The sequence below is a fragment of the Cupriavidus sp. 10L43_2 genome (assembly GCF_056395265.1).
The window spans coordinates 121,724-145,195 of sequence record NZ_JBFTJE010000005.1; the positions used below are offsets into that span (position 1 = coordinate 121,724).

The window sequence follows — 23,472 nt, forward strand, 5'->3', positions numbered from 1 at the left end:
CGTCAGCTCTGCTGAGGCAGGCATTTTGCTTTTCTGGCCCGGCGGCACACCCGCTGGGTCGGCGTTGATTGTGATGTTTGCTTCACTAAATTGTCCTGGCCAAGCGGCCCGGACGCCCGTTGCGCCAAGACGTGTAACGGAGTAAGTTACCTCGCTCTTTATATTGCTCTGTGACCGGAGTCGGCCAAGGAACCGGGGTTTTGTGTCATTCCATCGCCGCATCGCCAGCCTGGTGGTGCCGCGATGGAATGGCATAGCACTTCCCTGAGACTGCGACCGGCATGAATCCGGCAGTTCGCCTGCCGCTGTGAGCGCAGGCGTCGCGGGACGCGCGTGTGTGCGCCCCGCATGCATGTATCAAGGAAACGCTCATGACCATGTTCAACAAGATCGTCAAGGAATTCCAATGGGGCCAGCATACGGTCCGCATGGAAACCGGCGAAGTCGCCCGCCAGGCTGGCGGCGCCGTGATCGTCGACGTGGAAGACACCGTGGTGCTGGCCACCGTGGTGGCCGCCAAGAGCCCGAAGGCGGGCCAGGACTTCTTCCCGCTGACCGTCGACTACATCGAAAAGACCTACGCTGCCGGCAAGATCCCCGGTGGCTTCTTCAAGCGTGAAGGCCGTCCGTCGGAAAACGAGACGCTGACCTCGCGCCTGATCGACCGTCCGCTGCGCCCGCTGTTCCCGGAAGGCTTCTACAACGAAGTGCAGGTGGTGATCCACGTGCTGTCGATCAACCCGGAAGTGCCGGCCGACATCCCCGCGCTGATCGGCGCGTCCGCCGCGCTGGCCGTGTCGGGCATCCCCTTCAATGGTCCGGTGGGCGCCGCCCGCGTGGGCTACAAGGATGGCCAGTACCTGCTGAACCCGACCCGCTCGCAGATCGCCGCGTCCGACCTGGACCTGGTGGTGGCCGGTACCGAGCGTGCCGTGCTGATGGTGGAATCGGAAGCGCAACAGCTGTCGGAAGAAGTGATGCTGGGCGCCGTGGTGTACGGCCATGAGCAGATGCAGATCGCCATCAACGCGATCCACGACCTGGTGCGCGACGGCGGCAAGCCCGAGTGGGACTGGGCCCCGGCAGCCAAGAACGAGCCGCTGATCGCCAAGGTTGGCGAGATCGGCCTGCCGCTGCTGCAGGAAGCCTACCAGCTGCGCCAGAAGTCGGCCCGCAGCCAGAAGCTGAAGGAAGTCTACGCCTCGGTGACGGCTGGTCTGGCCGAAGCTGGCGTGGAAGCCGAGAAGGTGGAAGTCGGCAACATCCTGTTCGACCTCGAAGCGAAGATCGTCCGTGGCCAGATCCTGGCCGGCGAGCCGCGCATCGACGGCCGCGACACGCGCACCGTGCGCCCGATCGAGATCCGCTCGTCGGTGCTGCCGCGCGCGCACGGCTCGGCCCTGTTCACGCGTGGGGAAACCCAGGCGCTGGTGGTGGCCACGCTGGGTACCAAGAGCGACGAGCAGATCATCGACGCGCTGGCTGGCGAATACCGCGACCGCTTCATGCTCCACTACAACATGCCCCCGTTCGCCACTGGCGAGACGGGCCGCGTGGGTAGCCCGAAGCGTCGTGAAATCGGTCACGGCCGTCTGGCCAAGCGCGCGCTGATTCCGGTCCTGCCGAAGGACGACGAGTTCGCGTACACGATCCGCCTGGTGTCGGAAATCACCGAATCGAACGGTTCGTCGTCGATGGCTTCGGTCTGCGGCGGCTGCCTGGCACTGATGGACGCCGGCGTTCCGGTCAAGGCACACGTGGCCGGCGTGGCCATGGGCCTGATCCTCGAAGGCAACAAGTTTGCCGTGCTGACCGACATCCTCGGTGATGAAGATCACCTGGGCGACATGGACTTCAAGGTGGCCGGCACCGACGCGGGCATTACCGCGCTGCAGATGGACATCAAGGTCCAGGGCATCACGAAGGAAATCATGCAGGTGGCGCTGGCGCAAGCCCGCGAAGGCCGCATCCACATCCTGCAGAACATGCAGGGCGCGATGGGCCATGCGCGTACCGAACTGTCGGCACACGCACCGCGCATGATCACGATGAAGATCCATCCGGACAAGATCCGCGAAGTCATCGGCAAGGGCGGCTCGACCATCCAGGCCCTGACCAAGGAAACCGGTACGACCATCGACATCGGCGAAGACGGCACGATCACGATCGCGTCGACCTCGACCGAAGGCATGGCGGAAGCCAAGCGCCGCATCGAGGGCATCACCGCGGAAGCCGAAGTGGGCAAGATCTACGCCGGTACCGTGCTGAAGCTGCTGGACTTCGGCGCCATCGTGAACATCCTGCCGGGCAAGGACGGTCTGCTGCACATCAGCGAGATCGTCAATGAGCGCGTGAAGGACATCAAGGACTGGCTGAAGGAAGGCCAGCAGGTGCGCGTGAAGCTGATCCAGGCCGACGAGAAGGGTCGTCTGCGCCTGTCGCTGAAGGCAGCGCTGGCGGAAGAGGGCGGCAGCATCAGCCCGATCGTCCAGAGCGACGCCCCGGCGGCGCCGGCCTCGCCCGACCAGCAGTAAGCCGGTTCGGCAGTATCCGTAGTCCTCGTAGTACCAAAAAAGCGGCTGGCGATGTCCAGCCGCTTTTTTGTTTACACTGCCGGTCATTCCATGCGGATGGGGTTTGCCCAGGCCGCATGCCACGCACGACACACTGATGAGGAACGATCATGAAAGCCATCGAGATCCGTGAATACGGCGCGCCCGAAGTCCTGCAACTGGCCGAGCGCCCCGATCCGGAGCCGAAGGCGGGCGAGGTCCTGATCCGCGTGGCGGCGGCCGGCATCAATCGTCCCGATGTGTTCCAGCGCACCGGCAACTATCCGGTGCCGCCGGGTGCTTCTGACCTGCCCGGCCTGGAAGTGGCGGGCGTGGTGGTGGGCGGCGACCTGTCGCACGCCGACAATCGCTTCGGCCTGAAGGTGGGCGACCGCGTCTGCGCGCTGGTGCAGGGCGGCGGCTACGCCGAGCTGTGCACGGCCCCGGTGGCGCAATGCCTGCCGGTGCCGGCGGGCCTGTCCGATATCGAGGCCGCCGCGCTGCCCGAGACCTTCTTCACGGTCTGGAGCAATGTGTTCGACCGTGGCCTGCTGGGCCAGGGCCCGCGCGGCAAGGACGAGGCGCTGCTGATCCAGGGCGGCTCGAGCGGTATCGGCACGACCGCCATCCAGATCGCCAAGGCGCTCGGCTTCAAGGTCTTCGTGACGGCTGGCAGCGACGAGAAGTGCAAGGCCTGCGAGGACTTGGGCGCCGATCGCGCGATCAACTACAAGACCCAGGACTTCGTGGCCGAGGTCAAGGCGCTAACGGAAGGCAAGGGCGTGGACGTGATCCTCGACATGGTGGCCGGCTCGTACTTGGCGCGCGAGTTGTCGTGCATCGCCGATGACGGCCGCATCGTCATCATCGCCCTGCTGGGCGGCGGCAAGGCCGAGATTCCGCTGGGCGACATCCTGCGCCGCCGGATCACCGTGACGGGCTCGACGCTGCGGCCCCGCCCGTCGTCGTTCAAGGGCAAGATCGCCGAGGCGCTGCACCAGCAGGTGTGGCCGCTGCTGGCGGCCGGCAAGATCAAGCCGGTGATCCACCAGGTCTTCCCGGCCGCGCAGGCTGCCGACGCCCATCGCCTGATGGAGTCGAGCGAGCATATCGGCAAGATCGTGCTGACCTGGTAACGGACGGCCGATCGGCGCGACGGGGCGTCCTGTTGCGCCGGATCGGCGGCGTGTATGCAATTGTCCGCCCGTTGTGGCGGACCCCTTCCGGCCACGCTACAATAGCGGGTTTATTTCAGAGGGGGCGCTTGTGAGACAAAAGCTGGTCATCGGCAACTGGAAGATGCACGGCAGTCTGGCTGCCAATGCGGCGCTGCTCGACGGTATCAAGGCGGCTTCGGCCCGCGCGACGCTGGCTGTTTGCGCACCGTTCCCCTATCTTGCCCAGTGCCAGACGCTGTTGTCGGGCTCGCAAGTGGCCTGGGGTGCCCAGGATGTGTCGGCTGAAGCACGTGGCGCCTTCACGGGCGAGGTCGCGGCATCGATGCTGGCCGAGTTCGGGGTGAGCTACGCGCTGGTCGGCCATTCCGAGCGTCGCACCTATCACGGCGAAACCGACACCACCGTGGCGGCCAAGGCGCTACGGGCGCTCGAATTTGGCATCGTGCCCGTGGTCTGCGTCGGTGAGACGCTGGCCGAGCGCGAGGCCGGGCAGACCGAGGCCGTGGTCGGTCGTCAGTTGCAAGCCGTGTTGGATACGCTGTCTATCGAGCAGCTGGGTCGGATTGTTCTGGCCTATGAGCCCGTCTGGGCGATCGGCACCGGCAAGACCGCCACCAGCGCCCAGGCGCAAGCCGTGCATGCCGTCCTGCGTGGGCAGGTGGCAGGCAAGGACGCTGGCGTGGCATCGCGCATGGCCATCCTGTACGGCGGTAGCGTGAAGCCGGACAATGCGGCCGAACTGTTTTCCATGTCCGACATCGACGGGGGCCTGATTGGTGGCGCCTCGCTGAAGGCGGATGATTTCCTCGCGATCGGCAACGCCTGATGCCGGTTCCGATCGTCTGATCAGGCAAGTTCGAAACGAATTCAACCAAATGGCAATCTTCAAGACTTTGTTGGTAATCGTGCAGGTCCTGTCCGCGCTGGGCGTGATCGCACTGGTCCTGCTGCAGCACGGCAAGGGCGCCGATGTCGGTGCGGCGTTCGGCTCCGGTGCGTCGGGCAGCCTGTTCGGCGCCTCGGGCTCCGCGAACTTCCTGTCGCGTACCACGGCCGTGCTCGCATCGTTGTTCTTTGTCTGCACGCTGGGCTTGACGCTGCTGGGCAACTACAAGCCCAGCGCTTCGCTGGGCGTGATGGGCGCCGCGCAACAGCCCACGCCGGCCTCCGCGCCGGCTGGTGCATCGGCGCCCTCGGCCGCTGCGGCCTCGGCTCCGGCAGGTCCTGCTGTACCGAAATAATCCGCCTGTGTTCTGGCTGATTCCTGAGTTTTTTTAAAGTTGTGCGTTGAACAATTCAGGGATCTTGGGTTAGAATGCAAGGCTTGAAACGATTCCCCAGCGACGGGGCCCAAAGCGGAAGAAAGCTTCTTCCACGCAGGCTCCGGAGGGTGTAAAAACCCGGCGCAAGGCAATATTGTTTCTCCCCCAGCCGACGTGGTGAAATTGGTAGACACGCTATCTTGAGGGGGTAGTGGCGAAAGCTGTGCGAGTTCGAGTCTCGCCGTCGGCACCAAACAACTTGATCGGCGTCCGTCCGGAGCCGGCCCTCGGGCCATGCTTTGGATTGCGGCGCCGGCAGTCCGCAAGGCGGCGCCGTAGCTAAGACGGGATGGCGCTTGGGGTGGGCAACAGGACGCCGCTTCAGCTGGTGCTGTTGACAACATTCCAGATAAGGCTGGCCGTATCTTGACTCTCGAAGCCTACTTCCCCGTCCTCATCTTCATCCTCTTTGGCGTCGTGCTCGGTGTGGCACTGATGTCCATTGGTCGGATACTCGGTCCCAACAATCCTGATACCGCGAAGCTGTCGCCCTACGAGTGCGGCTTCGAAGCGTTCGAGGACGCGCGCATGAAGTTCGACGTGCGCTACTACCTCATCGCCATCCTCTTTATCCTGTTCGATCTCGAAACTGCCTTCCTGTTTCCGTGGGGTGTCGCCCTCAAGGAAATCGGTTGGCCGGGATTCATCGCCATGGGCGTGTTTCTGCTGGAATTCATCGTGGGCTTCGTCTACATCTGGAAAAAGGGCGCGCTCGATTGGGAGTGATGTGAAATGGCAATCGAAGGCGTTCTCAACGAAGGTTTTGTCACGACTACCGCTGACAAGCTGATCAACTGGACCCGCACGGGCTCGCTCTGGCCGATGACGTTCGGCCTGGCCTGCTGTGCCGTGGAAATGATGCATGCCGGCGCCGCGCGCTACGACATGGACCGGTTCGGCGTGATTTTCCGCCCGTCGCCGCGTCAGTCGGACGTGATGATCGTGGCCGGCACGCTGTGCAACAAGATGGCCCCCGCGCTCCGCAAGGTCTACGACCAGATGGCCGAGCCGCGTTGGGTGATCTCGATGGGCTCGTGCGCCAATGGCGGCGGCTACTACCACTACTCGTATTCGGTGGTGCGTGGCTGCGACCGCATCGTGCCGGTCGACATCTATGTTCCGGGCTGCCCGCCGACGGCGGAAGCGCTGATCTACGGCGTGATCCAGCTCCAGAACAAGATCAAGCGTACCAACACCATTGCGCGCAAGGGCTGACATGGCGAATAACCTGGACACCCTCAAGGCCGCGCTCGAAAAGGTTCTCGGCAAGCGCGTGCAGAGCCTGGTCGAAGCGGTTGGCGAACTGACGCTGATCGTCAAGGCCGACGACTACCTCGACGTGGCCCGCCTGCTGCGCGACGAACCGTCGCTGCGCTTCGAGCAGCTGCTGGATATCTGCGGCGTCGACTATTCCGATTACGCCGATGGCGCCTGGGACGGCCTGCGCTTCGCGGCCGTGTCGCACCTGATCTCGATCACGCACAACTGGCGCCTGCGCCTGCGCGTGTTCGCGCCGGATGACGACCTGCCCGTGGTGCCGTCGCTGATCGACGTGTGGAACTCGGCCAACTGGTTCGAGCGCGAAGCCTTCGATTTCTACGGCATCGTGTTCGAAGGCCATCCGGACCTGCGCCGCATCCTGACCGACTATGGTTTCGTCGGCCACCCGTTCCGCAAGGATTTCCCGGTTTCTGGTTTCGTAGAAATGCGCTACGACCCGGAACAGAAGCGGGTGATCTACCAGCCGGTGACGATCGAGCCGCGCGAAGTCACGCCTCGCGTGATTCGCGAGGAAAACTACGGCGGCGTGCAGCACTGAGATCGACGTCATGGCAGATATCAAGAACTACACCCTGAACTTCGGCCCGCAACACCCGGCAGCGCACGGCGTGCTGCGCCTGGTGCTCGAGCTGGACGGCGAAGTCATCCAGCGTGCCGACCCCCACATCGGCCTGCTGCACCGTGCCACCGAGAAGCTGGCCGAACAGAAGACCTGGATCCAGAGCGTGCCGTACATGGACCGTCTCGACTACGTGTCGATGATGGTCAACGAACACGCCTACGTGATGGCCATCGAGCGCCTGCTGGGCCTCGAGGTGCCGGTGCGTGCGCAGTACATCCGCGTGATGTTCGACGAAATCACCCGCCTGCTGAACCACCTGATGTGGATCGGCTCGCACGCGCTCGACGTGGGCGCGATGGCGGTGTTCCTCTACGCGTTCCGTGAGCGCGAGGACATGTTCGACATGTACGAGGCGGTGTCGGGCGCGCGGATGCACGCGGCCTACTACCGTCCGGGCGGCGTCTACCGCGACCTGCCTGACACGATGCCGCAATACCGGGCGTCGAAGATCCACAACGAGCGTGCCATCAAGGTGATGAACGAAGCCCGTTCGGGCTCGCTGCTGGACTTCATCGAGGACTTCACGAATCGTTTTCCGACGTACGTGGATGAATATGAGACGCTTCTGACCGATAACCGTATCTGGAAGCAGCGTCTGGTGGATATCGGCGTGGTCAGCCCGGAGCGGGCACTGCAGATGGGCTTTACCGGCCCGATGCTGCGCGGCTCGGGCATCGAGTGGGATCTGCGCAAGAAGCAGCCCTACGAGGTGTACGACCAGCTCGACTTCGACATCCCCATTGGCACCGGCGGCGACTGCTACGCGCGCTACCTGGTGCGCGTGGAAGAGATGCGCCAGTCGAACCGGATCATCAAGCAGTGCGTGGACTGGCTGCGCCGCAACCCGGGCCCGGTGATCACCGAGAACCACAAGGTGGCACCGCCCTCGCGCGTGGACATGAAGTCCAACATGGAAGAGCTGATCCACCACTTCAAGCTGTTCACCGAAGGCATTCACGTGCCGGCTGGCGAGGCTTACGCGGCGGTGGAGCACCCGAAGGGCGAGTTCGGTATCTATGCGATCTCGGACGGCGCGAACAAGCCGTACCGTCTGAAGATCCGTGCACCTGGCTTTGCCCACCTGGCCGCGCTGGACGAAATGGCCAGGGGACACATGATCGCCGATGCTGTGACGATCATCGGGACGCAGGACATCGTGTTCGGCGAGATCGACCGCTAAGTCGATCGAGAATCCGGAGACGGGGAGTCTCCACCCAGGCGTAAAGGCCGTCACCCGGACGACGATTCGGGTTCATGCGGCCGGCCCCGCGAGTGACGGGGGCGGCAGGCGATGCCTGCGACGGACCGGCGAGGCGCAGAGCGACCTGGCCGGCGGAACATGGCAGCGACGGCTGCAAACCAGCGGAGGCCGCGAGCCGGCGTCCGCCGTATTACTGCAATGACCATGCTATCAGCAGAAGCTCTCAAGGAAATCGATCGCGCGATCGCGAAGTATCCGACCGACCAGAAACAGTCGGCCGTGATGGCGGCACTCGCCGTGGCACAGGGCGAGGTGGGCTGGGTTTCCCCCGAAGTCATGCAGTTCGTCGCCAGCTACCTCGACATGCCGCCCGTGTGGGTGGAAGAGGTGGCCACGTTCTACAACATGTATGACACCAAGCCGGTGGGCAAGTACAAGCTCACCGTCTGCACCAACCTGCCGTGCGCACTGTCCGGCGGCGACCGCGCGGGCGACTACCTGAAGCGCAAGCTCGGCATCGACTATAACGAGACCACCGCCGACGGCTGCTTCACCCTGAAAGAGGGTGAATGCATGGGCGCCTGCGGCGATGCACCGGTGATGATCGTGAACAACACCCGTATGTGCAGCTTCATGAGCAATGACAAGCTCGACGCGCTGGTCGACGAGCTGAAGACCGAAGCTGCCAAGGGAGCCAAGTAACATGACCTCTCTGCACGACCGTCACATCAAGCCGCTGATCCTGGCCGGCCTGGACGGCAAGAACTGGCACCTCGAAGACTACGTCAAGCGCGGCGGCTACAAGCAGCTGCGCCGGATCCTGACCGAGAAGATTCCGCCCGAGCAGGTGATTGCGGACGTCAAGGCGTCTGGCCTGCGCGGCCGTGGCGGCGCTGGCTTCCCCACGGGCCTGAAGTGGAGCTTCATGCCGCGTGCGTTCCCGGGCCAGAAGTACCTGGTCTGCAATACGGACGAGGGTGAGCCTGGCACGTTCAAGGACCGCGACATCATCCGCTACAACCCGCATTCGCTGATCGAGGGCATGGCCATCGGCGCGTATGCGATGGGCATCACCGTGGGTTACAACTACATCCACGGCGAGATCTGGAACGAGTACAAGATCTTCGAGGAAGCCCTCGAGGAAGCGCGTGCGGCCGGGTTCCTCGGCGACAAGATCATGGGCTCGGACTTCGACTTCCAGCTCCATGCGCACCATGGCTACGGCGCCTACATCTGCGGCGAGGAAACGGCGCTGCTGGAGTCGCTCGAAGGCAAGAAGGGCCAGCCGCGCTTCAAGCCGCCTTTCCCGGCGAGCTTCGGTCTGTACGGCAAGCCGACCACGATCAACAACACCGAGACGTTTGCCGCGGTGCCCTTCCTGCTGGAAGTGGGCCCGGAAAACTATCTCAAGCTGGGCAAGCCGAACAACGGCGGCACCAAGATCTTCTCGATCTCGGGTGACATCGAGCGTCCGGGCAACTACGAGATCCCGCTGGGCACGCCGTTCTCGACGCTGCTCGAGCTGGCTGGCGGCATGCGCGGTGGCAAGCGCATCAAGGCAGTGATTCCGGGCGGCTCGTCCGCTCCGGTGGTGCCGGGCGACCTGATGATGGCGTCGGACATGGACTACGACTCGATCGCCAAGGCCGGCTCGATGCTGGGCTCGGGCGCCGTGATCGTCATGGACGAAACGCGCTGCATGGTGCGCTCGCTGCTGCGCCTGTCGTATTTCTACTTTGAAGAATCGTGCGGCCAGTGCACGCCGTGCCGCGAAGGCACCGGCTGGCTCTATCGCATGGTCAATCGCATTGAACACGGAGAAGGGCGCCAGGAAGACCTGGACCTGCTCAACAACGTCGCGGAAAACATCATGGGGCGCACGATCTGCGCGCTCGGCGATGCAGCGGCGATGCCGGTACGCGGCATGCTCAAGCACTACTGGAAAGAGTTCGAGTATCACGTCGAACACAAGCAGTGCATGGTCCCGGCCCATTCTTAAGCGTGGCAGAACATGGTTGAACTCGAGATCGACGGCAAGAAGGTAGAGGTTGCGGAAGGCAGCCTCGTGATGGAAGCCGCCCGCAAGCTGGGCACTTACATCCCGCATTTCTGCTACCACCGCAAACTCTCCATCGCGGCGAACTGCCGCATGTGCCTGGTGGAAGTGGAGAAGGCGCCCAAGGCGCTGCCCGCCTGCGCCACGCCGGTGACGCCCGGCATGAAGGTCTTCACGAACTCTGAAAAGGCCGTCAAGGCCCAGAAGTCCGTGATGGAATTCCTGCTGATCAACCACCCGCTCGACTGCCCGATCTGCGATCAGGGCGGCGAATGCCAGCTCCAGGATCTGGCGGTGGGCTACGGTGCGTCGGAGTCGCGCTACAAGGAAGAGAAGCGCGTGGTGTTCCACAAGAATGTGGGCCCGCTGATCTCCATGGAGGAGATGACCCGCTGCATCCACTGCACCCGTTGCGTGCGCTTCGGCCAGGAAGTGGCCGGCGTGATGGAACTGGGCATGCTGAACCGTGGCGAGCACTCGGAAATCACGACCTTCGTCGGCCAGACCGTGGATTCGGAACTGTCCGGCAACATGATCGACCTGTGCCCGGTTGGCGCGCTGACGAGCAAGCCGTTCCGCTACTCGGCCCGTACGTGGGAACTGGCGCGCCGCAAGTCGGTGTCGCCGCACGATGGCCTGGGCGCGAACCTCGTGATCCAGACCAAGAACCAGCGCGTCATGCGCGTGCTGCCGCTGGAAAACGAAGAGATCAACGAGTGCTGGCTGTCGGACAAGGACCGCTTCGCCTATGAAGGCCTGAACAGCCCGGACCGCCTGGTGCGTCCGCTGCTGAAGCAGGGTGGCGAATGGATGGAAACCGACTGGCAGACCGCGCTGGAATACGTGGCCAACGGCCTCGCGAGCATCAAGCGCGACCATGGCGCCGACCAGATCGCCGCGCTGGCCAGCCCGCACAGCACGCTCGAAGAGCTGTACCTGCTCGGCAAGCTGGTGCGCGGCCTCGGCAGCGACAACATCGACTTCCGCCTGCGCCAGACCGATTTCTCGGCAGCCCTGAAGGGCACGCCGTGGCTCGGCATGCCGGTGGCCGACGTGACCACGCTGCAACGCGTGCTCGTGATTGGTTCGTCGTTGCGCAAGGATCACCCGCTGCTGGCCTCGCGTCTGCGTCAGGCTGGCAAGAAGGGCGCTCGCGTGACGGTGCTGGGCGCTGGCGGTGAAGACCTGCTGATGCCTGCAACGCGCATCGACGTGGCCCCGTCCGCCTGGACCGCCGCCCTGGCCGGTGTGGCCCGTGCCGTGGCGTCTGCGAAGGGCGTGGCGGCTCCCGCCGGTACCGATGGTTTCGATGGCGGCGACGCCGCGGCCAAGCTGGCCGAAGCGCTGCTGTCCGGCGAACGCCGCGCGGTGTTCCTCGGCAACGAGGCCGTGCGCCACCCGCAATTCTCGGCGCTGCACGCGCTGGCACAGTGGATCGCCACGGAAACGGGCGCGACGCTGGGCTTCCTGACCGAAGCGGCCAACACCGTCGGCGGCTACATCGCCGGCGCGCTGCCGCAGCAAGGCGGTGCCAATGCGCAGGCGATGCTCGACACGCCGCGCAAGGCCTATATCGTACTGAACGCCGAGCCCGAGTTCGACACCGCCGACGCCCGCAAGGCGCTGGCTGCGCTAAACCAGGCCGGTACGGTCGTGGTGCTGTCGCCGTTCCGCTCGGAAGCGGCCATGCAGTACGCCGACGTGATCCTGCCGGTGACGCCGTTCACGGAAACCGCCGGTACCTTCGTCAATGCCGAAGGCACGCCGCAGAGCTTCAACGGCGTGGTGCGCGCACTGGGCGAATCGCGTCCGGGCTGGAAGGTGCTGCGCGTGCTGGGCAACCTGCTGGACGTGCCGGGCTTCGACTTCGACACGGCGGAAGCCGTGCGCGAGGAAGTGCTGGCCAAGCCGGTGGCGCCGCAACTGAATAACACCACCGATGCCCCGATCCGCGTGACGGCAGCTGCCGCCAACGGTATCGAGCGCATTGCCGATGTACCGATCTACCACGCCGACCCGATCGTGCGCCGTGCCGACTCGCTGCAGCTGACCGCGGCTGCGCGCCGTGCAATGCAGGTGGCGCTGTCGTCGGACCTGTTCGACAAGCTGGGCGTGCAGGTGGGCGACCCGGTGCGCGTGACGCAGGGCGAGGGTAGCGTGGTGCTGCCGGCTGCACTGGAAATCACGCTGCCGGCCAACACCGTGCGCGTGCCGGCCGCTACCGTGGCCGCCGCGACGCTGGGTGCGCTGTACGGTAACGTCACCGTCGAGAAAGCCATCGAGCTGCCGGGCCAGCAGGCCACGGCAACGCCGGCGGCCACCGCATAAGAAGAGCGAGAACGCAACATGATCGATTGGATTACCTCGCAAGGCCAGGCCGTGTTCGGTGGCGCGTGGACGCCGCTGTGGATTCTCATCCGCGCGGTGGTCATCGTGGTCCCGCTGCTGCTGTGCGTGGCCTACCTGATTCTCTGGGAGCGCAAGCTGATTGGCTGGATGCACGTGCGGATCGGTCCGAACCGCGTGGGCCCGCTCGGCCTGCTGCAGCCCATTGCCGACGTGCTGAAGCTGCTGCTCAAGGAAGTCATGATGCCGTCGCAGGTCAGCCGGGGCATGTACCTGGTGGCCCCGCTGATGGTGCTGATGCCGGCCGTGGCGATCTGGGCGGTGATCCCGTTCCAGGCCGAGGTGGTGATGGCCGACGTGAACGCCGGCCTGCTCTATGTGATGGCGATCAGCTCGGTGGGCGTCTATGGCGTGATCCTGGCCGGTTGGGCCTCGAACTCGAAGTATGCGTTCATCGGCGGGATGCGCGCCGCTGCGCAGATGGTGTCGTATGAAATCGCCATGGGCTTCGCGCTCGTGACGGTGCTGATGGTGTCGGGCAGCCTGAACCTGTCGGCCATCGTGAACAGCCAGAACACCGGCTACTTCGCCAACATGGGCATCAACGTGCTCTCGTGGAACTGGTTGCCGCTGCTGCCGATGTTCGGCGTCTACTTCATCTCGGGCGTGGCGGAAACAAACCGTCACCCGTTCGACGTGGTGGAAGGCGAATCGGAAATCGTCGCCGGCCACATGATCGAATACTCGGGCATGGGCTTCGCGCTGTTCTTCCTGGCCGAATACATCAACATGATCGTCATCTCGACGATGACCGCGCTGATGTTCCTTGGCGGCTGGGCGCCCCCGTTCTCGAGCGCGCTGACCAACTGGATTCCGGGCTTCTTCTGGCTGCTGATCAAGGTTTTCCTGCTGCTGTCGGTATTCATCTGGATCCGTGCATCGTTCCCGCGCTACCGCTATGACCAGATCATGCGCCTGGGTTGGAAGATCTTCATTCCGCTGACCGTAGGCTGGCTGATCATCGTGGCGATCTGGATCAAGTCGCCGTGGAACATCTGGCACTGATGTGCCCGGCGACGGCGCGCTGCTGCAAGTGGCAGGGCGCGCCGCGCGGAAATAATTAGGAAGCAATCGTCATGCTGCTCGCCATCAAGGACTTCTTCAACAGCCTGCTCCTGAAGGAACTCTTCAAGGGCATGGCGCTGACCGGCCGCTATCTCTTCGCGCGCAAGATCACCGTCCAGTTCCCGGAAGAGAAAACGCCGATGTCGCCGCGTTTCCGCGGTCTGCACGCGCTGCGTCGCTACCCGAACGGGGAAGAGCGTTGCATCGCCTGCAAGCTGTGCGAAGCGGTGTGCCCGGCCGTGGCCATCTCGATCGAGTCGGACCAGCGTACGGACGGCACGCGCCGCACCACGCGTTACGACATCGACCTGACCAAGTGCATTTTCTGCGGCTTCTGCGAGGAAGCCTGCCCGGTCGACGCGATCGTCGAGACGCACATTCTCGAGTATCACGGCGAGAAGCGCGGCGACCTGTACTTCACGAAGGACATGCTGCTGGCCGTGGGCGACCGCTACGAGCCGCAGATTGCCGCGAGCAAGGCTGCGGACGCCAAGTACCGCTAAGCAGGTCAGCCTCGCTGAACAGGGCGGGTGCCGGAAGCGGCACCCGGACCTGAAGTGAATTTGAATTTGAATCGGCCCTGAACAGGGGCCACCAGAAGGATGCCGCGCACGGCGCGGGCCACCCCGGGGGTGGTTCGTGCCGCGCGGCCCAAAGAGGATCCGATAGGGACCATGGAACTCACGACCGCCATCTTCTACGTCTTTGCGCTGGTGCTGGTGCTCTCTGCACTGAAAGTCATCACGGCAAAGAACCCGGTGCATTCCGCACTGTTCCTCGTCCTGGCGTTCTTCACCGCCGCGGCGATCTGGATGATCCTGAAGGCGGAGTTCCTCGCCATCCTGCTTGTGCTCGTCTACGTGGGCGCCGTGATGGTGCTGTTCCTGTTCGTGGTGATGATGATCGATATCGATATCGAGCACCTGCGCCGCGACTTCTGGACCTACGTGCCGCTGGCCTCGGTGGTGGGCGCGCTGATCATCGCCGAAATGGCGATCGTGCTGGTGCGCAACTTCATCGGCACCACGGCCGCCGCGCTGCCGCCCGGCTCGCAGGACCCGAACTACTCGAACACCGGCGCGCTCGGCAAGCTGATCTACACCGACTACATCTTCGCATTCGAAGTGGCCGGCATCATCCTGCTCGTGGCCATCGTCGCCGCCGTGGCGCTGACGCTGCGCCGCCGCAAGGACGTCAAGGCACAGGATGTGTCGAACCAGCTGCGTACCCGCCGCGACGACCGCGTGCGCCTGGTGAACATGCCGGCCGAGGGCCGGGCCGGAGCGGATGCGAACGCAGCCGCCAATAAGAACTAAGCCCGGAGAATAACGCTGTGCTCTCTCTCGCCCACTTCCTCGTGCTCGGTGCGATCCTGTTCGCAATCAGCATCGTTGGCATCTTCCTGAACCGCAAGAACGTAATCGTGCTGCTGATGGCGCTCGAGTTGATGCTGCTTGCGGTCAATATGAACTTCGTCGCCTTCTCGCACTATATGGGCGACCTGGCCGGACAGGTTTTCGTTTTCTTCATCCTTACGGTGGCCGCTGCCGAGTCGGCAATCGGTCTGGCAATCCTGGTCGTGCTGTTCCGTAACCTGGACACGATCAACGTGGATGACATGGATACGCTCAAGGGCTGATCCATGACCTCCATGACCCAAGACTGCTCCCCGACCGCACACCAATAAGCGTCCTATGGCAACCACGCTCAACCCCAACCTGCTGCTGGCGATTCCGCTGGCGCCGCTCGCCGGCGCCGCGATAGCCGGCCTGTTCGGCACCAAGTTCTTCGGCACGTTCTCCTCGGACACGCGCGGCGGCCGCATCGTGGCCCACACTGCCACGATCCTCGGTGTGGCCATCGCCTTCATCCTCTCGCTGCTGGTGCTGCGCGACGTGATGGACGGCGCCGGCTACAACGGCACTGTCTACGAGTGGATGGCCATCGGCAGCCTGAAGATGGAAGTCGGCTTCCTGGTGGATTCGCTGACCGCGATGATGATGGTCGTCGTGACCTTCGTGTCGCTGATGGTGCACATCTACACCGTCGGCTACATGCAGGGCGACGACGGCTACAACCGATTCTTCGCCTACATCTCGCTGTTCACCTTCTCGATGCTGATGCTGGTGATGAGCAACAACTTCCTGCAGCTGTTCTTCGGCTGGGAAGCGGTGGGCCTCGTCTCGTACCTGCTGATCGGCTTCTGGTACACGCGCCCGACGGCCATCTTCGCCAATATGAAGGCGTTCCTGGTCAACCGCGTGGGCGACTTCGGTTTCATCCTCGGCATCGGTCTGCTGCTGGCCTACAGCGGCAGCATGGATTACAGCGCCGTGTTCGCCAAGCGCGAGGCCCTGGCCGCCGTGACCTTCCCGGGCACCGACTGGATGATGCTGACCGTGGCCTGCATCTGCCTGTTCATCGGCGCGATGGGCAAGTCGGCGCAGTTCCCGCTGCACGTGTGGCTGCCTGACTCGATGGAAGGCCCGACCCCGATCTCGGCACTGATTCACGCGGCAACCATGGTGACCGCCGGCATCTTCATGGTGGCGCGCATGTCGCCGCTGTTCGAACTGTCGGATACCGCGCTGTCCTTCGTGCTGGTGATCGGCGCGATCACCGCGCTGTTCATGGGCTTCCTGGGCATCATCCAGAACGACATCAAGCGCGTGGTGGCGTACTCCACGCTGTCGCAGCTGGGCTACATGACCGTGGCACTGGGCGCTTCGGCCTACTCGGTGGCGGTGTTCCACCTGATGACGCACGCGTTCTTCAAGGCACTGCTGTTCCTTGGCGCCGGCTCGGTCATCATCGGCATGCACCACGACCAGGACATCCGCAACATGGGCGGCCTGCGCAAGTACATGCCGATCACCTGGATCACGTCGCTGGTGGGCTCGCTGGCCCTGATCGGCACGCCGTTCTTCGCGGGCTTCTATTCGAAGGACTCGATCATCGAGGCCGTCGCCGAGTCGCATATCGCCGGTTCGGGCTTTGCGTACTTCGCGGTGCTGGCCGGTGTGTTCGTGACCGCCTTCTACTCGTTCCGCATGTACTTCCTGGTGTTCCACGGTGAAGAGCGCTTCGGCAAGGCCCACGCGCACGATCACCACGATCATCACGAGGAAGAAGAATCGCACGGTGACGACCATCACCATGGTCTGGCACCGGGCGAGAAGCCGCACGAGTCGCCGTGGGTGGTGACGCTGCCGCTGGTGCTGCTGGCCATTCCGTCGGTCATCATCGGCGCCATCGCCATCGAGCCGATGCTGTTCGGCGAGTTCTTCAAGCACGGCGTCGCGTTCAAGGACGTGATCTTCGTGGGCGAGAACCACCATGCGATGGAAGAGCTGCGCGAAGCGTTCCACGGCTGGGTGCCGATGGCGATCCACTCGCTGACGACCCCGGTGCTGTGGCTGGCCATCGCTGGCGTGGTGCTGTCGTGGTTCTTCTACATGAAGCGCCCGGACATTCCGGCCGCGATCCAGCAACGCTTCTCGGGCCTCTACAAGCTGCTCGACAACAAGTACTACATGGACGCGTTCAACCAGGCGGTGTTCGCACGTGGTGCGCGCCTGCTGGGTACCGGCCTGTGGAAGGGCGGCGACCAGGGCCTGATCGATGGCCTGTTCGTCAACGGTTCGGCCCGTGTGGTGGCGTCTTTCGCTGCCGCCAGCCGCTACCTGCAGTCCGGCTACATCTACCATTACGCATTCGCGATGATCCTCGGCATGCTGGTGCTCCTGACGCTGACGATCACTGGCGTGATAGGCACCAAGTGATAGGCACCAAGTAAGGAAAACAAAGAAATGGTTCTGTCTTTCGCAATCTGGCTGCCTATCTTCTTCGGCTTGCTGGTCCTCGCCTCGGGCTCTGATCGCAGCAAGTGCTACGTGCGCTGGATGTCGCTGTTCGGCGCGCTGGCCAGCTTCGTCGTTACGCTGCCGCTCGTGTTTCACTTCGAGACCGCCTCGGCGGCCATGCAGTTCGTCGAGAACGTGAACTGGATCGACCGCTTCAAGATCAACTACCACCTCGGGGTGGACGGGATCTCGATGTGGTTCGTCGTGCTGACCTCGTTCATCACCGTGATCGTCGTGATCTCGGCCTGGGAAGTGATTACCGAGCGCGTGGCCGAGTACATGGCCGCGTTCCTGATCCTGTCCGGGCTGATGGTCGGCGTGTTCTGCGCGCTCGACGGCATGCTGTTCTACGTGTTCTTCGAGGCCACGCTGATCCCGATGTACATCATCATCGGTGTCTGGGGCGGCCCGAACCGCGTCTACGCGGCCTTCAAGTTCTTCCTCTACACGCTGCTCGGCTCGCTGCTGACGCTGGTTGCGCTGCTGTATCTCTACAGCAAGACCGGTACCTTCGACATCCTGTCGTGGCACCAGGCCAAGCTGTCGATGAACGAGCAGATCGCGCTGTTCCTGGCGTTCTTCATGGCCTTCGCGGTCAAGGTGCCGATGTGGCCGGTCCACACCTGGCTGCCGGACGCCCACGTGGAAGCGCCGACCGGCGGTTCCGTGGTGCTGGCCGCGATCATGCTGAAGCTGGGTGCTTACGGCTTCCTGCGGTTCTCGCTGCCGATCGCCCCGGATGCCAGCCACACGCTCGCCCCGTTCATCATCACGATCTCGCTGATCGCGGTGATCTACATCGGCCTCGTGGCGCTGGTCCAGGCCGACATGAAGAAGCTGGTGGCCTACTCGTCGATCGCCCACATGGGTTTCGTGACGCTGGGCTTCTTCATCTTCAACGACATCGGCGTGGAAGGCGGCATCATCCAGATGATCTCGCACGGCTTTATCTCGGGCGCCATGTTCCTGTGCATCGGCGTGCTCTATGATCGCGTGCACTCGCGCCAGATCGCCGACTACGGCGGTGTGGTGAACACGATGCCGAAGTTCGCAGCGCTGTCGGTGTTCTTCGCCATGGCCAACTGCGGCCTGCCGGCCACCTCGGGCTTCGTGGGCGAGTTCATGGTCATCCTGGGCGCCGTGAAGTACAACTTCTGGATCGGCCTGCTGGCTGCCACGGCCCTGATCCTCGGCGCGGCGTACTCGCTGTGGATGGTCAAGCGCGTGATCTTTGGCGACATCGTGCACCAGCACGTGCGCGAGCTGATCGACCTGAACAAGCGCGAGTTTTTCATGCTGGGCCTGCTGGCCATCATGACGCTGTACATGGGCCTGTACCCGAAACCCTTTACCGATGTGATGCACGCGTCGGTCGCGAACCTGCTGTCCCACGTGGCGCAGTCCAAGCTGTAACAGCGGGGGAGAGAAATCAACATGCAACCGTCTTCTAGCCTGGCTCCGGTGGCGCCAATCATCTTCCTGGCGATTGCCGTCGCGGCGATCAACTGGATCGACCTTGCCCGTGGCAAGGGCAGCAAGAGCGTGGCGTACCCGCTGTCGCTGCTGACCACTCTGGTGCTTACCGTCTGGTTCGGCATGGACGCCGCCGCCGGCGAAACGCACTACGCCTTCGCCAACCTCGTCGTGATCGACCCGATGGCCAATGTGCTGTCGGCGTTCTGCTCGGCCGGCATGTTCCTGACGCTGGTCTATACGCGCAGCTACCTCGGCGAGCGTGACATGTTCGCGGGCGAGTTCTACATGCTCGCGCTGTTCACGCTGGGCGGGCAGATCGTCATGATCACCGGCAACAACTTCCTGACCCTGTACCTGGGCCTGGAACTGCTGTCGCTGTCGTCCTATGCGCTGGTGGCCCTGCGCCGCGAGTCGCGCGTGACGTCGGAATCGGCAATGAAGTACTTCGTGCTGGGCGCGCTGGCTTCGGGCTTCCTGCTCTACGGCGTGTCGATGATGTACGGCGCCACCGGTTCGCTGAATCTGGGCGAAGTGTTCCGTGCCGTGGAATCGGGCCGTATCAATACGACGATGCTGGCCTTCGGCGTGGTGTTCATCGTCGCCGGCCTGTCGTTCAAGCTCGGCGCCGCGCCGTTCCATATGTGGATTCCGGACATCTACCAGGGTTCGCCGACTGCCGTGACGCTGCTGATCGCGGCCGGCCCGAAGGTCGCCGCCTTCGCGCTGTTCATGCGCGTGCTGGTGGAAGGCCTGCTGCCGCTGGCCAATGACTGGCAGATGATGCTGGTCGTGCTGTCGGTGCTGTCGCTGGCGATCGGTAACCTGACCGCCATTGTCCAGACCAACCTGAAGCGGATGCTGGCGTACTCGACCATCTCGCACATGGGCTTCATCCTGCTGGGCCTGCTGTCCGGCGTGGTGGCGAACAAGACGGATGGTGCCGCCGATGCGTATAGCGCATCGATGTTCTACTCGGTGACGTACATGCTGACCACGCTCGGCACGTTCGGCCTGATCCTGATCCGCACCCGCAAGGGCTTCGAAGCCGAGACGCTTGATGACCTGAAGGGCATGTCGCGCCGCCACCCGTGGTTCGCGCTGCTGATGCTGGTGATGATGTTCTCGATGAGCGGCATCCCGCCGACCGTTGGCTTCTACGCCAAGCTGGCCGTGCTTGAAGCGGTGGTTTCGGCTGGCATGAGCTGGCTGGCGATCGTCGCGGTGCTGTTCTCGTTGATCGGCGCGTTCTACTACCTGCGCGTGATCAAGCTGATGTACTTCGATGCGCCGGTGGGTGAAGAGCCGCTGGAAGCGTCGATTGGCCTGCGCTCGGTGCTGAGCCTGAATGGCCTGGCCATCATCCTGCTGGGCCTGTTCCCGGCGGCGCTGATGAACCTGTGCTACCAGGCGATCCGCGCCACGCTGGCGTCCTGATCGTCACCCATAGAATAGGCACCGGATCATGAGTTCCTCGGCGGGCGGCTGGTTTGTCATCTTGTTGGCACTGGTGTGTGCCAACCTGCCGTTCGTCAACCAGCGCCTGTTCGCGGCGGTGGGCCTCCGCTGGAAGGATGCCCGCAAGCCGCTGTGGGTGCGGGTGGCGGAACTGATCGTGTGGTACGCGGTGGCAGGTGCCGCCGGTTTCGCGGTGGAGGCTGGCCTCGGCAACGCCTTCCCGCAGGGCTGGCAGTTCTACGCCATTACAGCTTGCATGATGCTGGTGTTCGCCTTCCCCGGCTTCACTTGGCAATACCTGGTCAAACATCGCACGGCCTGAAGGCTTGCCCGCGCCCCGGCCGTGCTTTCCTCACCGGAGCGTTCATGACGGACAAGACCCACAAGGCCCCCCCGGCGCCCGCAAGCGGTGCCGACGAGCATCTCAGCGAAACCTGCGTGGCGTCCGCCACCCTCCATCGCGGTAAATTCCTCACCCTCAAGCAAGACATCGTCAGGCTGCCGGACGGCAAGCAAGCCGGCCGCGAGTACGTGCTGCATCCGGGCGCGGTCATGATGATCCCGCTGTTCGACGACGGCACCGTGCTGATGGAACGCCAGTTCCGCTACCCGGTGGGCGAGGTCATGCTCGAGTTTCCGGCCGGCAAGCTGGACCCGGAGGAGGGCGCGCTGCGCTGCGGCCAGCGCGAGTTGCTGGAGGAGACCGGCTATACCGCCCAGCGCTGGGACTATCTGACGCGGATTCACCCGGTCATTTCCTACTCTACCGAATTCATCGACCTGTTCCTGGCGCGCGACCTGACGGCCGGCGAATCCAAGCTCGATGACGGCGAATTTCTCGAGACCTTCATCACGCCGGCGGGCCAGGTCATCGACTGGGTTCGGCAGGGCCGGATCACCGACGTCAAGACCATCATCGGCGCGTTCTGGCTCGAAAAGATCCTCTCAGGAACTTGGCAGCCGGGCGAACAATCCGAGCCGCCGTTCCCCGTGAGCCGCGTCGGCTGAATCTGCACATTACTGTTAAGCTTGCGGCGGCTGCGAGCCGGACATCCCGGGGTTTTCCCTTGGTTTTCCTGGTCTGGCGGGCCCGCCTTGGCCGTTTGTGTTTCCAACGCATCCTGCTAGGCGAAACGGTCAGAGAAAAAATTAGCACGACCGTTCACAAAATTTGGATTCACGGCTAATATTTGCCCGACGGGCTGGAAAGATCATGAAGGTGCTCGACCTGCGCTGTGCGCAAGACCATCGTTTCGAGGGCTGGTTCGCCTCGGAGGAAGATGCGCAATCGCAGTTCTCGCGCGACCTCGTCCAATGCCCGGTCTGTGGCGACCACGCGGTCAGTCGCCTGCCGAGCGCGCCGCGCCTGAATCTCTCGGGCGCCACCGCCAGGCAGGAGACACCCAAGCCGGCCAATGCGCCGGGCGCGGTGACTGCCGAAGTCCAGCAAGCGTTGCAGGCAGTGCAGGCGCGCTACCTGTCGGCGGTACGGCAGGTGCTGGCACAGACCGAGGACGTGGGCGACCGCTTTGCCGAGGAGGCGCGGCGCATGCACTACGACGAAGCACCGGAACGCGGCATTCGCGGTTCGGCTTCGGCGGAGGATGTGCAGGCGCTGGCCGAGGAGGGCATCGAGACCTTTCCGCTCATCGTGCCGGACGCATTGAAGCAGACGGCCCACTGAACAAGCATCCTGTGCCCGGTTTTCCCGCGCAGTGATGCGCAGGAATAACAACTCGCCGCGCGCTCAACTAGGGAGCCGGCACCACTGGAGACGGGCATGGATCTCAACTACTCGGCGGCCGACAACGACTTCCGACAGGAAGTGCGTAGCTGGCTCGAAGCCAACCTGCCGGCGCAAATCAGCGAGAAGGTTCTCAATCATCGCCGCCCCAATCGCGATGACTTCAAGACGTGGCACAAGCTGCTGGCCGGCAAGGGCTGGTCGGCCCCCCACTGGCCGGTAGAGTTCGGCGGCACGGGCTGGAATGCTACGCAGCGCCATATCTGGGACGAGGAAAATGCCCGCGTCGGCGCGCCCGGCGTGCTGCCGTTCGGCGTGGCGATGGTCGCGCCCGTGATCATCAAGTACGGCAATGCCGAGCAGAAGTCCTACTACCTGCCGCGTATTCTCGATTGCACCGACTGGTGGTGCCAAGGCTACTCCGAGCCAGGTTCAGGTTCGGACCTCGCATCGCTGAAGACGCGCGCCGAACTGACCTCGGACGGCAAGCACTACATCGTCAACGGCCAGAAGACCTGGACCACGCTCGGCCAGCACGCCGACATGATCTTCTGCCTGGTCCGCACGGATCCCGAAGCCAAGAAGCAGGAGGGCATCTCCTTCCTGCTGATCGACATGAAGACGCCCGGCATCACCGTGCGCCCGATCATCATGCTCGACGAAGAGCATGAGGTGAACGAGGTCTTCTTCGACAACGTAAAGGTACCTGTCGAGAACCGCGTGGGCGAGGAAAACCGCGGCTGGACCTACGCCAAGTACCTGCTCGGCCATGAGCGCACCGGCATTGCCCGCGTGGGCAACTCCAAGCGCGAACTGGGCTTCCTGAAGCGGGTGGCGCGCCAGCAGCAAAAGAATGGCAAGCCGCTGCTGGAAGATCCGGTGTTCGGCGCCAAGGTAGCTGCGCTCGAAATCGAACTGATGGCGCTGGAGTTGACCGTGCTGCGCGTGGTGTCCAGCGAGGCGGCAGGGAAGGGTCCCGGCCCTGAGGCATCGATGCTCAAGATCAAGGGCACCGAGATCCAGCAGATGCTGACCGAACTGATGGTGGAAGCCGTCGGCCCGTACGCACAGCCGTTCGATACGGCCTACCTCGAGTGCGAGCAGCCGCACGCGGTGACCGGTTTCGACGACGCCGCGCCGCTGGCCGCGTACTACTTCAACTATCGCAAGACCTCCATCTACGGCGGGTCCAACGAAATTCAGAAGAACATCATCAGCCAGATGATTCTGGGGCTGTGAGGAGACACGCAA

22 protein-coding genes and 1 tRNA gene are annotated in these 23,472 nt (G+C 63.7%); all 23 read left to right on the top strand.

Annotated elements, in window-relative coordinates:
- Positions 1-371 precede the first annotated feature (371 nt).
- Positions 372-2,534, top strand: coding sequence for a polyribonucleotide nucleotidyltransferase (pnp, locus tag AC1DEL_RS09215; RefSeq protein ID WP_092292381.1), 2,163 nt, complete (start codon positions 372-374; stop codon positions 2,532-2,534).
- Between the two features lie 149 nt (positions 2,535-2,683).
- On the top strand, positions 2,684-3,688 hold the full coding sequence (locus AC1DEL_RS09220; protein WP_477125589.1) for an NAD(P)H-quinone oxidoreductase: 1,005 nt from the start codon (positions 2,684-2,686) through the stop codon (positions 3,686-3,688).
- A gap of 130 nt (positions 3,689-3,818) precedes the next feature.
- Positions 3,819-4,556 (top strand): triose-phosphate isomerase, encoded by a 738-nt coding sequence (tpiA, locus tag AC1DEL_RS09225; RefSeq protein WP_092292385.1) that lies wholly within the window; start codon positions 3,819-3,821, stop codon positions 4,554-4,556.
- A gap of 49 nt (positions 4,557-4,605) precedes the next feature.
- Complete coding sequence (gene secG / locus AC1DEL_RS09230) at positions 4,606-4,971, top strand: preprotein translocase subunit SecG (RefSeq protein WP_477125588.1); 366 nt, start codon at positions 4,606-4,608, stop codon at positions 4,969-4,971.
- A 189-nt stretch (positions 4,972-5,160) separates the two neighbouring features.
- Positions 5,161-5,245: transfer RNA gene (locus AC1DEL_RS09235), tRNA-Leu, on the top strand.
- A gap of 173 nt (positions 5,246-5,418) precedes the next feature.
- The gene (locus AC1DEL_RS09240; RefSeq protein WP_092292389.1) at positions 5,419-5,778 is read left to right on the top strand and encodes an NADH-quinone oxidoreductase subunit A; all 360 of its coding nucleotides are present in this window, start codon (positions 5,419-5,421) and stop codon (positions 5,776-5,778) included.
- Between the two features lie 6 nt (positions 5,779-5,784).
- Entirely contained in the window at positions 5,785-6,267 is a 483-nt protein-coding gene (locus AC1DEL_RS09245) for a NuoB/complex I 20 kDa subunit family protein (RefSeq protein ID WP_008643342.1), read from the top strand.
- A 1-nt stretch (position 6,268) separates the two neighbouring features.
- On the top strand, positions 6,269-6,871 hold the full coding sequence (locus AC1DEL_RS09250; RefSeq protein WP_092292391.1) for an NADH-quinone oxidoreductase subunit C: 603 nt from the start codon (positions 6,269-6,271) through the stop codon (positions 6,869-6,871).
- A 10-nt stretch (positions 6,872-6,881) separates the two neighbouring features.
- Positions 6,882-8,135, top strand: a complete 1,254-nt coding sequence (locus tag AC1DEL_RS09255; protein ID WP_092292393.1) for an NADH-quinone oxidoreductase subunit D — start codon at positions 6,882-6,884, stop codon at positions 8,133-8,135.
- 225 nt (positions 8,136-8,360) lie between these two features.
- Positions 8,361-8,858, top strand: coding sequence for an NADH-quinone oxidoreductase subunit NuoE (gene nuoE, locus AC1DEL_RS09260; RefSeq protein ID WP_092293283.1), 498 nt, complete (start codon positions 8,361-8,363; stop codon positions 8,856-8,858).
- Position 8,859: 1 nt separating this feature from the next.
- On the top strand, positions 8,860-10,155 hold the full coding sequence (gene nuoF / locus AC1DEL_RS09265) for an NADH-quinone oxidoreductase subunit NuoF (RefSeq protein WP_092292395.1): 1,296 nt from the start codon (positions 8,860-8,862) through the stop codon (positions 10,153-10,155).
- A gap of 12 nt (positions 10,156-10,167) precedes the next feature.
- Positions 10,168-12,540 (top strand): NADH-quinone oxidoreductase subunit NuoG, encoded by a 2,373-nt coding sequence (nuoG, locus tag AC1DEL_RS09270; protein WP_477125587.1) that lies wholly within the window; start codon positions 10,168-10,170, stop codon positions 12,538-12,540.
- An 18-nt stretch (positions 12,541-12,558) separates the two neighbouring features.
- On the top strand, positions 12,559-13,623 hold the full coding sequence (gene nuoH, locus AC1DEL_RS09275) for an NADH-quinone oxidoreductase subunit NuoH (protein WP_092292399.1): 1,065 nt from the start codon (positions 12,559-12,561) through the stop codon (positions 13,621-13,623).
- A 74-nt stretch (positions 13,624-13,697) separates the two neighbouring features.
- Complete coding sequence (gene nuoI, locus AC1DEL_RS09280) at positions 13,698-14,186, top strand: NADH-quinone oxidoreductase subunit NuoI (RefSeq protein ID WP_177219886.1); 489 nt, start codon at positions 13,698-13,700, stop codon at positions 14,184-14,186.
- 171 nt (positions 14,187-14,357) lie between these two features.
- Positions 14,358-14,999, top strand: a complete 642-nt coding sequence (locus AC1DEL_RS09285; RefSeq protein ID WP_092292403.1) for an NADH-quinone oxidoreductase subunit J — start codon at positions 14,358-14,360, stop codon at positions 14,997-14,999.
- Positions 15,000-15,016: 17 nt separating this feature from the next.
- Positions 15,017-15,322: an NADH-quinone oxidoreductase subunit NuoK gene (nuoK, locus tag AC1DEL_RS09290; protein ID WP_029050842.1), complete on the top strand. Its 306-nt coding sequence runs from the start codon at positions 15,017-15,019 to the stop codon at positions 15,320-15,322.
- Positions 15,323-15,377: 55 nt separating this feature from the next.
- A complete protein-coding gene (gene nuoL, locus AC1DEL_RS09295; protein WP_477125586.1) occupies positions 15,378-17,465 on the top strand; it encodes an NADH-quinone oxidoreductase subunit L in 2,088 nt (695 codons plus the stop codon).
- A gap of 27 nt (positions 17,466-17,492) precedes the next feature.
- On the top strand, positions 17,493-18,959 hold the full coding sequence (locus AC1DEL_RS09300; protein WP_441591982.1) for an NADH-quinone oxidoreductase subunit M: 1,467 nt from the start codon (positions 17,493-17,495) through the stop codon (positions 18,957-18,959).
- 21 nt (positions 18,960-18,980) lie between these two features.
- A complete protein-coding gene (gene nuoN, locus AC1DEL_RS09305; protein ID WP_092292409.1) occupies positions 18,981-20,456 on the top strand; it encodes an NADH-quinone oxidoreductase subunit NuoN in 1,476 nt (491 codons plus the stop codon).
- 28 nt (positions 20,457-20,484) lie between these two features.
- On the top strand, positions 20,485-20,799 hold the full coding sequence (locus AC1DEL_RS09310) for a DUF2818 family protein (RefSeq protein WP_092292411.1): 315 nt from the start codon (positions 20,485-20,487) through the stop codon (positions 20,797-20,799).
- A 44-nt stretch (positions 20,800-20,843) separates the two neighbouring features.
- Positions 20,844-21,485, top strand: a complete 642-nt coding sequence (locus AC1DEL_RS09315) for an NUDIX domain-containing protein (RefSeq protein ID WP_477125585.1) — start codon at positions 20,844-20,846, stop codon at positions 21,483-21,485.
- 205 nt (positions 21,486-21,690) lie between these two features.
- Positions 21,691-22,161 carry a DUF1178 family protein gene (locus AC1DEL_RS09320; RefSeq protein WP_477106842.1) on the top strand — a complete coding sequence of 157 codons (471 nt, stop codon included), beginning with the start codon at positions 21,691-21,693 and terminating at the stop codon, positions 22,159-22,161.
- A gap of 96 nt (positions 22,162-22,257) precedes the next feature.
- On the top strand, positions 22,258-23,460 hold the full coding sequence (locus AC1DEL_RS09325; protein WP_092292417.1) for an acyl-CoA dehydrogenase family protein: 1,203 nt from the start codon (positions 22,258-22,260) through the stop codon (positions 23,458-23,460).
- The last annotated feature ends 12 nt before the right edge of the window (positions 23,461-23,472 follow it).

Excerpts from the sequence above, each read along its gene's own strand:
- AC1DEL_RS09315 (WP_477125585.1), top strand. The coding sequence starts at position 20,844 with ATGACGGACAAGACCCACAAGGCCCCCCCGGCGCCCGCAAGCGGTGCC.
- nuoN (WP_092292409.1), top strand. The coding sequence starts at position 18,981 with ATGCAACCGTCTTCTAGCCTGGCTCCGGTGGCGCCAATCATCTTCCTG.
- AC1DEL_RS09250 (WP_092292391.1), top strand. The coding sequence starts at position 6,269 with ATGGCGAATAACCTGGACACCCTCAAGGCCGCGCTCGAAAAGGTTCTC.
- nuoL (WP_477125586.1), top strand. The coding sequence starts at position 15,378 with ATGGCAACCACGCTCAACCCCAACCTGCTGCTGGCGATTCCGCTGGCG.
- nuoH (WP_092292399.1), top strand. The coding sequence starts at position 12,559 with ATGATCGATTGGATTACCTCGCAAGGCCAGGCCGTGTTCGGTGGCGCG.
- AC1DEL_RS09325 (WP_092292417.1), top strand. The coding sequence starts at position 22,258 with ATGGATCTCAACTACTCGGCGGCCGACAACGACTTCCGACAGGAAGTG.
- AC1DEL_RS09300 (WP_441591982.1), top strand. The coding sequence starts at position 17,493 with ATGGTTCTGTCTTTCGCAATCTGGCTGCCTATCTTCTTCGGCTTGCTG.
- AC1DEL_RS09285 (WP_092292403.1), top strand. The coding sequence starts at position 14,358 with ATGGAACTCACGACCGCCATCTTCTACGTCTTTGCGCTGGTGCTGGTG.
- secG (WP_477125588.1), top strand. The coding sequence starts at position 4,606 with ATGGCAATCTTCAAGACTTTGTTGGTAATCGTGCAGGTCCTGTCCGCG.
- AC1DEL_RS09310 (WP_092292411.1), top strand. The coding sequence starts at position 20,485 with ATGAGTTCCTCGGCGGGCGGCTGGTTTGTCATCTTGTTGGCACTGGTG.
- nuoG (WP_477125587.1), top strand. The coding sequence starts at position 10,168 with ATGGTTGAACTCGAGATCGACGGCAAGAAGGTAGAGGTTGCGGAAGGC.
- nuoF (WP_092292395.1), top strand. The coding sequence starts at position 8,860 with ATGACCTCTCTGCACGACCGTCACATCAAGCCGCTGATCCTGGCCGGC.
- pnp (WP_092292381.1), top strand. The coding sequence starts at position 372 with ATGACCATGTTCAACAAGATCGTCAAGGAATTCCAATGGGGCCAGCAT.
- AC1DEL_RS09220 (WP_477125589.1), top strand. The coding sequence starts at position 2,684 with ATGAAAGCCATCGAGATCCGTGAATACGGCGCGCCCGAAGTCCTGCAA.
- AC1DEL_RS09245 (WP_008643342.1), top strand. The coding sequence starts at position 5,785 with ATGGCAATCGAAGGCGTTCTCAACGAAGGTTTTGTCACGACTACCGCT.
- AC1DEL_RS09255 (WP_092292393.1), top strand. The coding sequence starts at position 6,882 with ATGGCAGATATCAAGAACTACACCCTGAACTTCGGCCCGCAACACCCG.
- AC1DEL_RS09320 (WP_477106842.1), top strand. The coding sequence starts at position 21,691 with ATGAAGGTGCTCGACCTGCGCTGTGCGCAAGACCATCGTTTCGAGGGC.
- nuoE (WP_092293283.1), top strand. The coding sequence starts at position 8,361 with ATGCTATCAGCAGAAGCTCTCAAGGAAATCGATCGCGCGATCGCGAAG.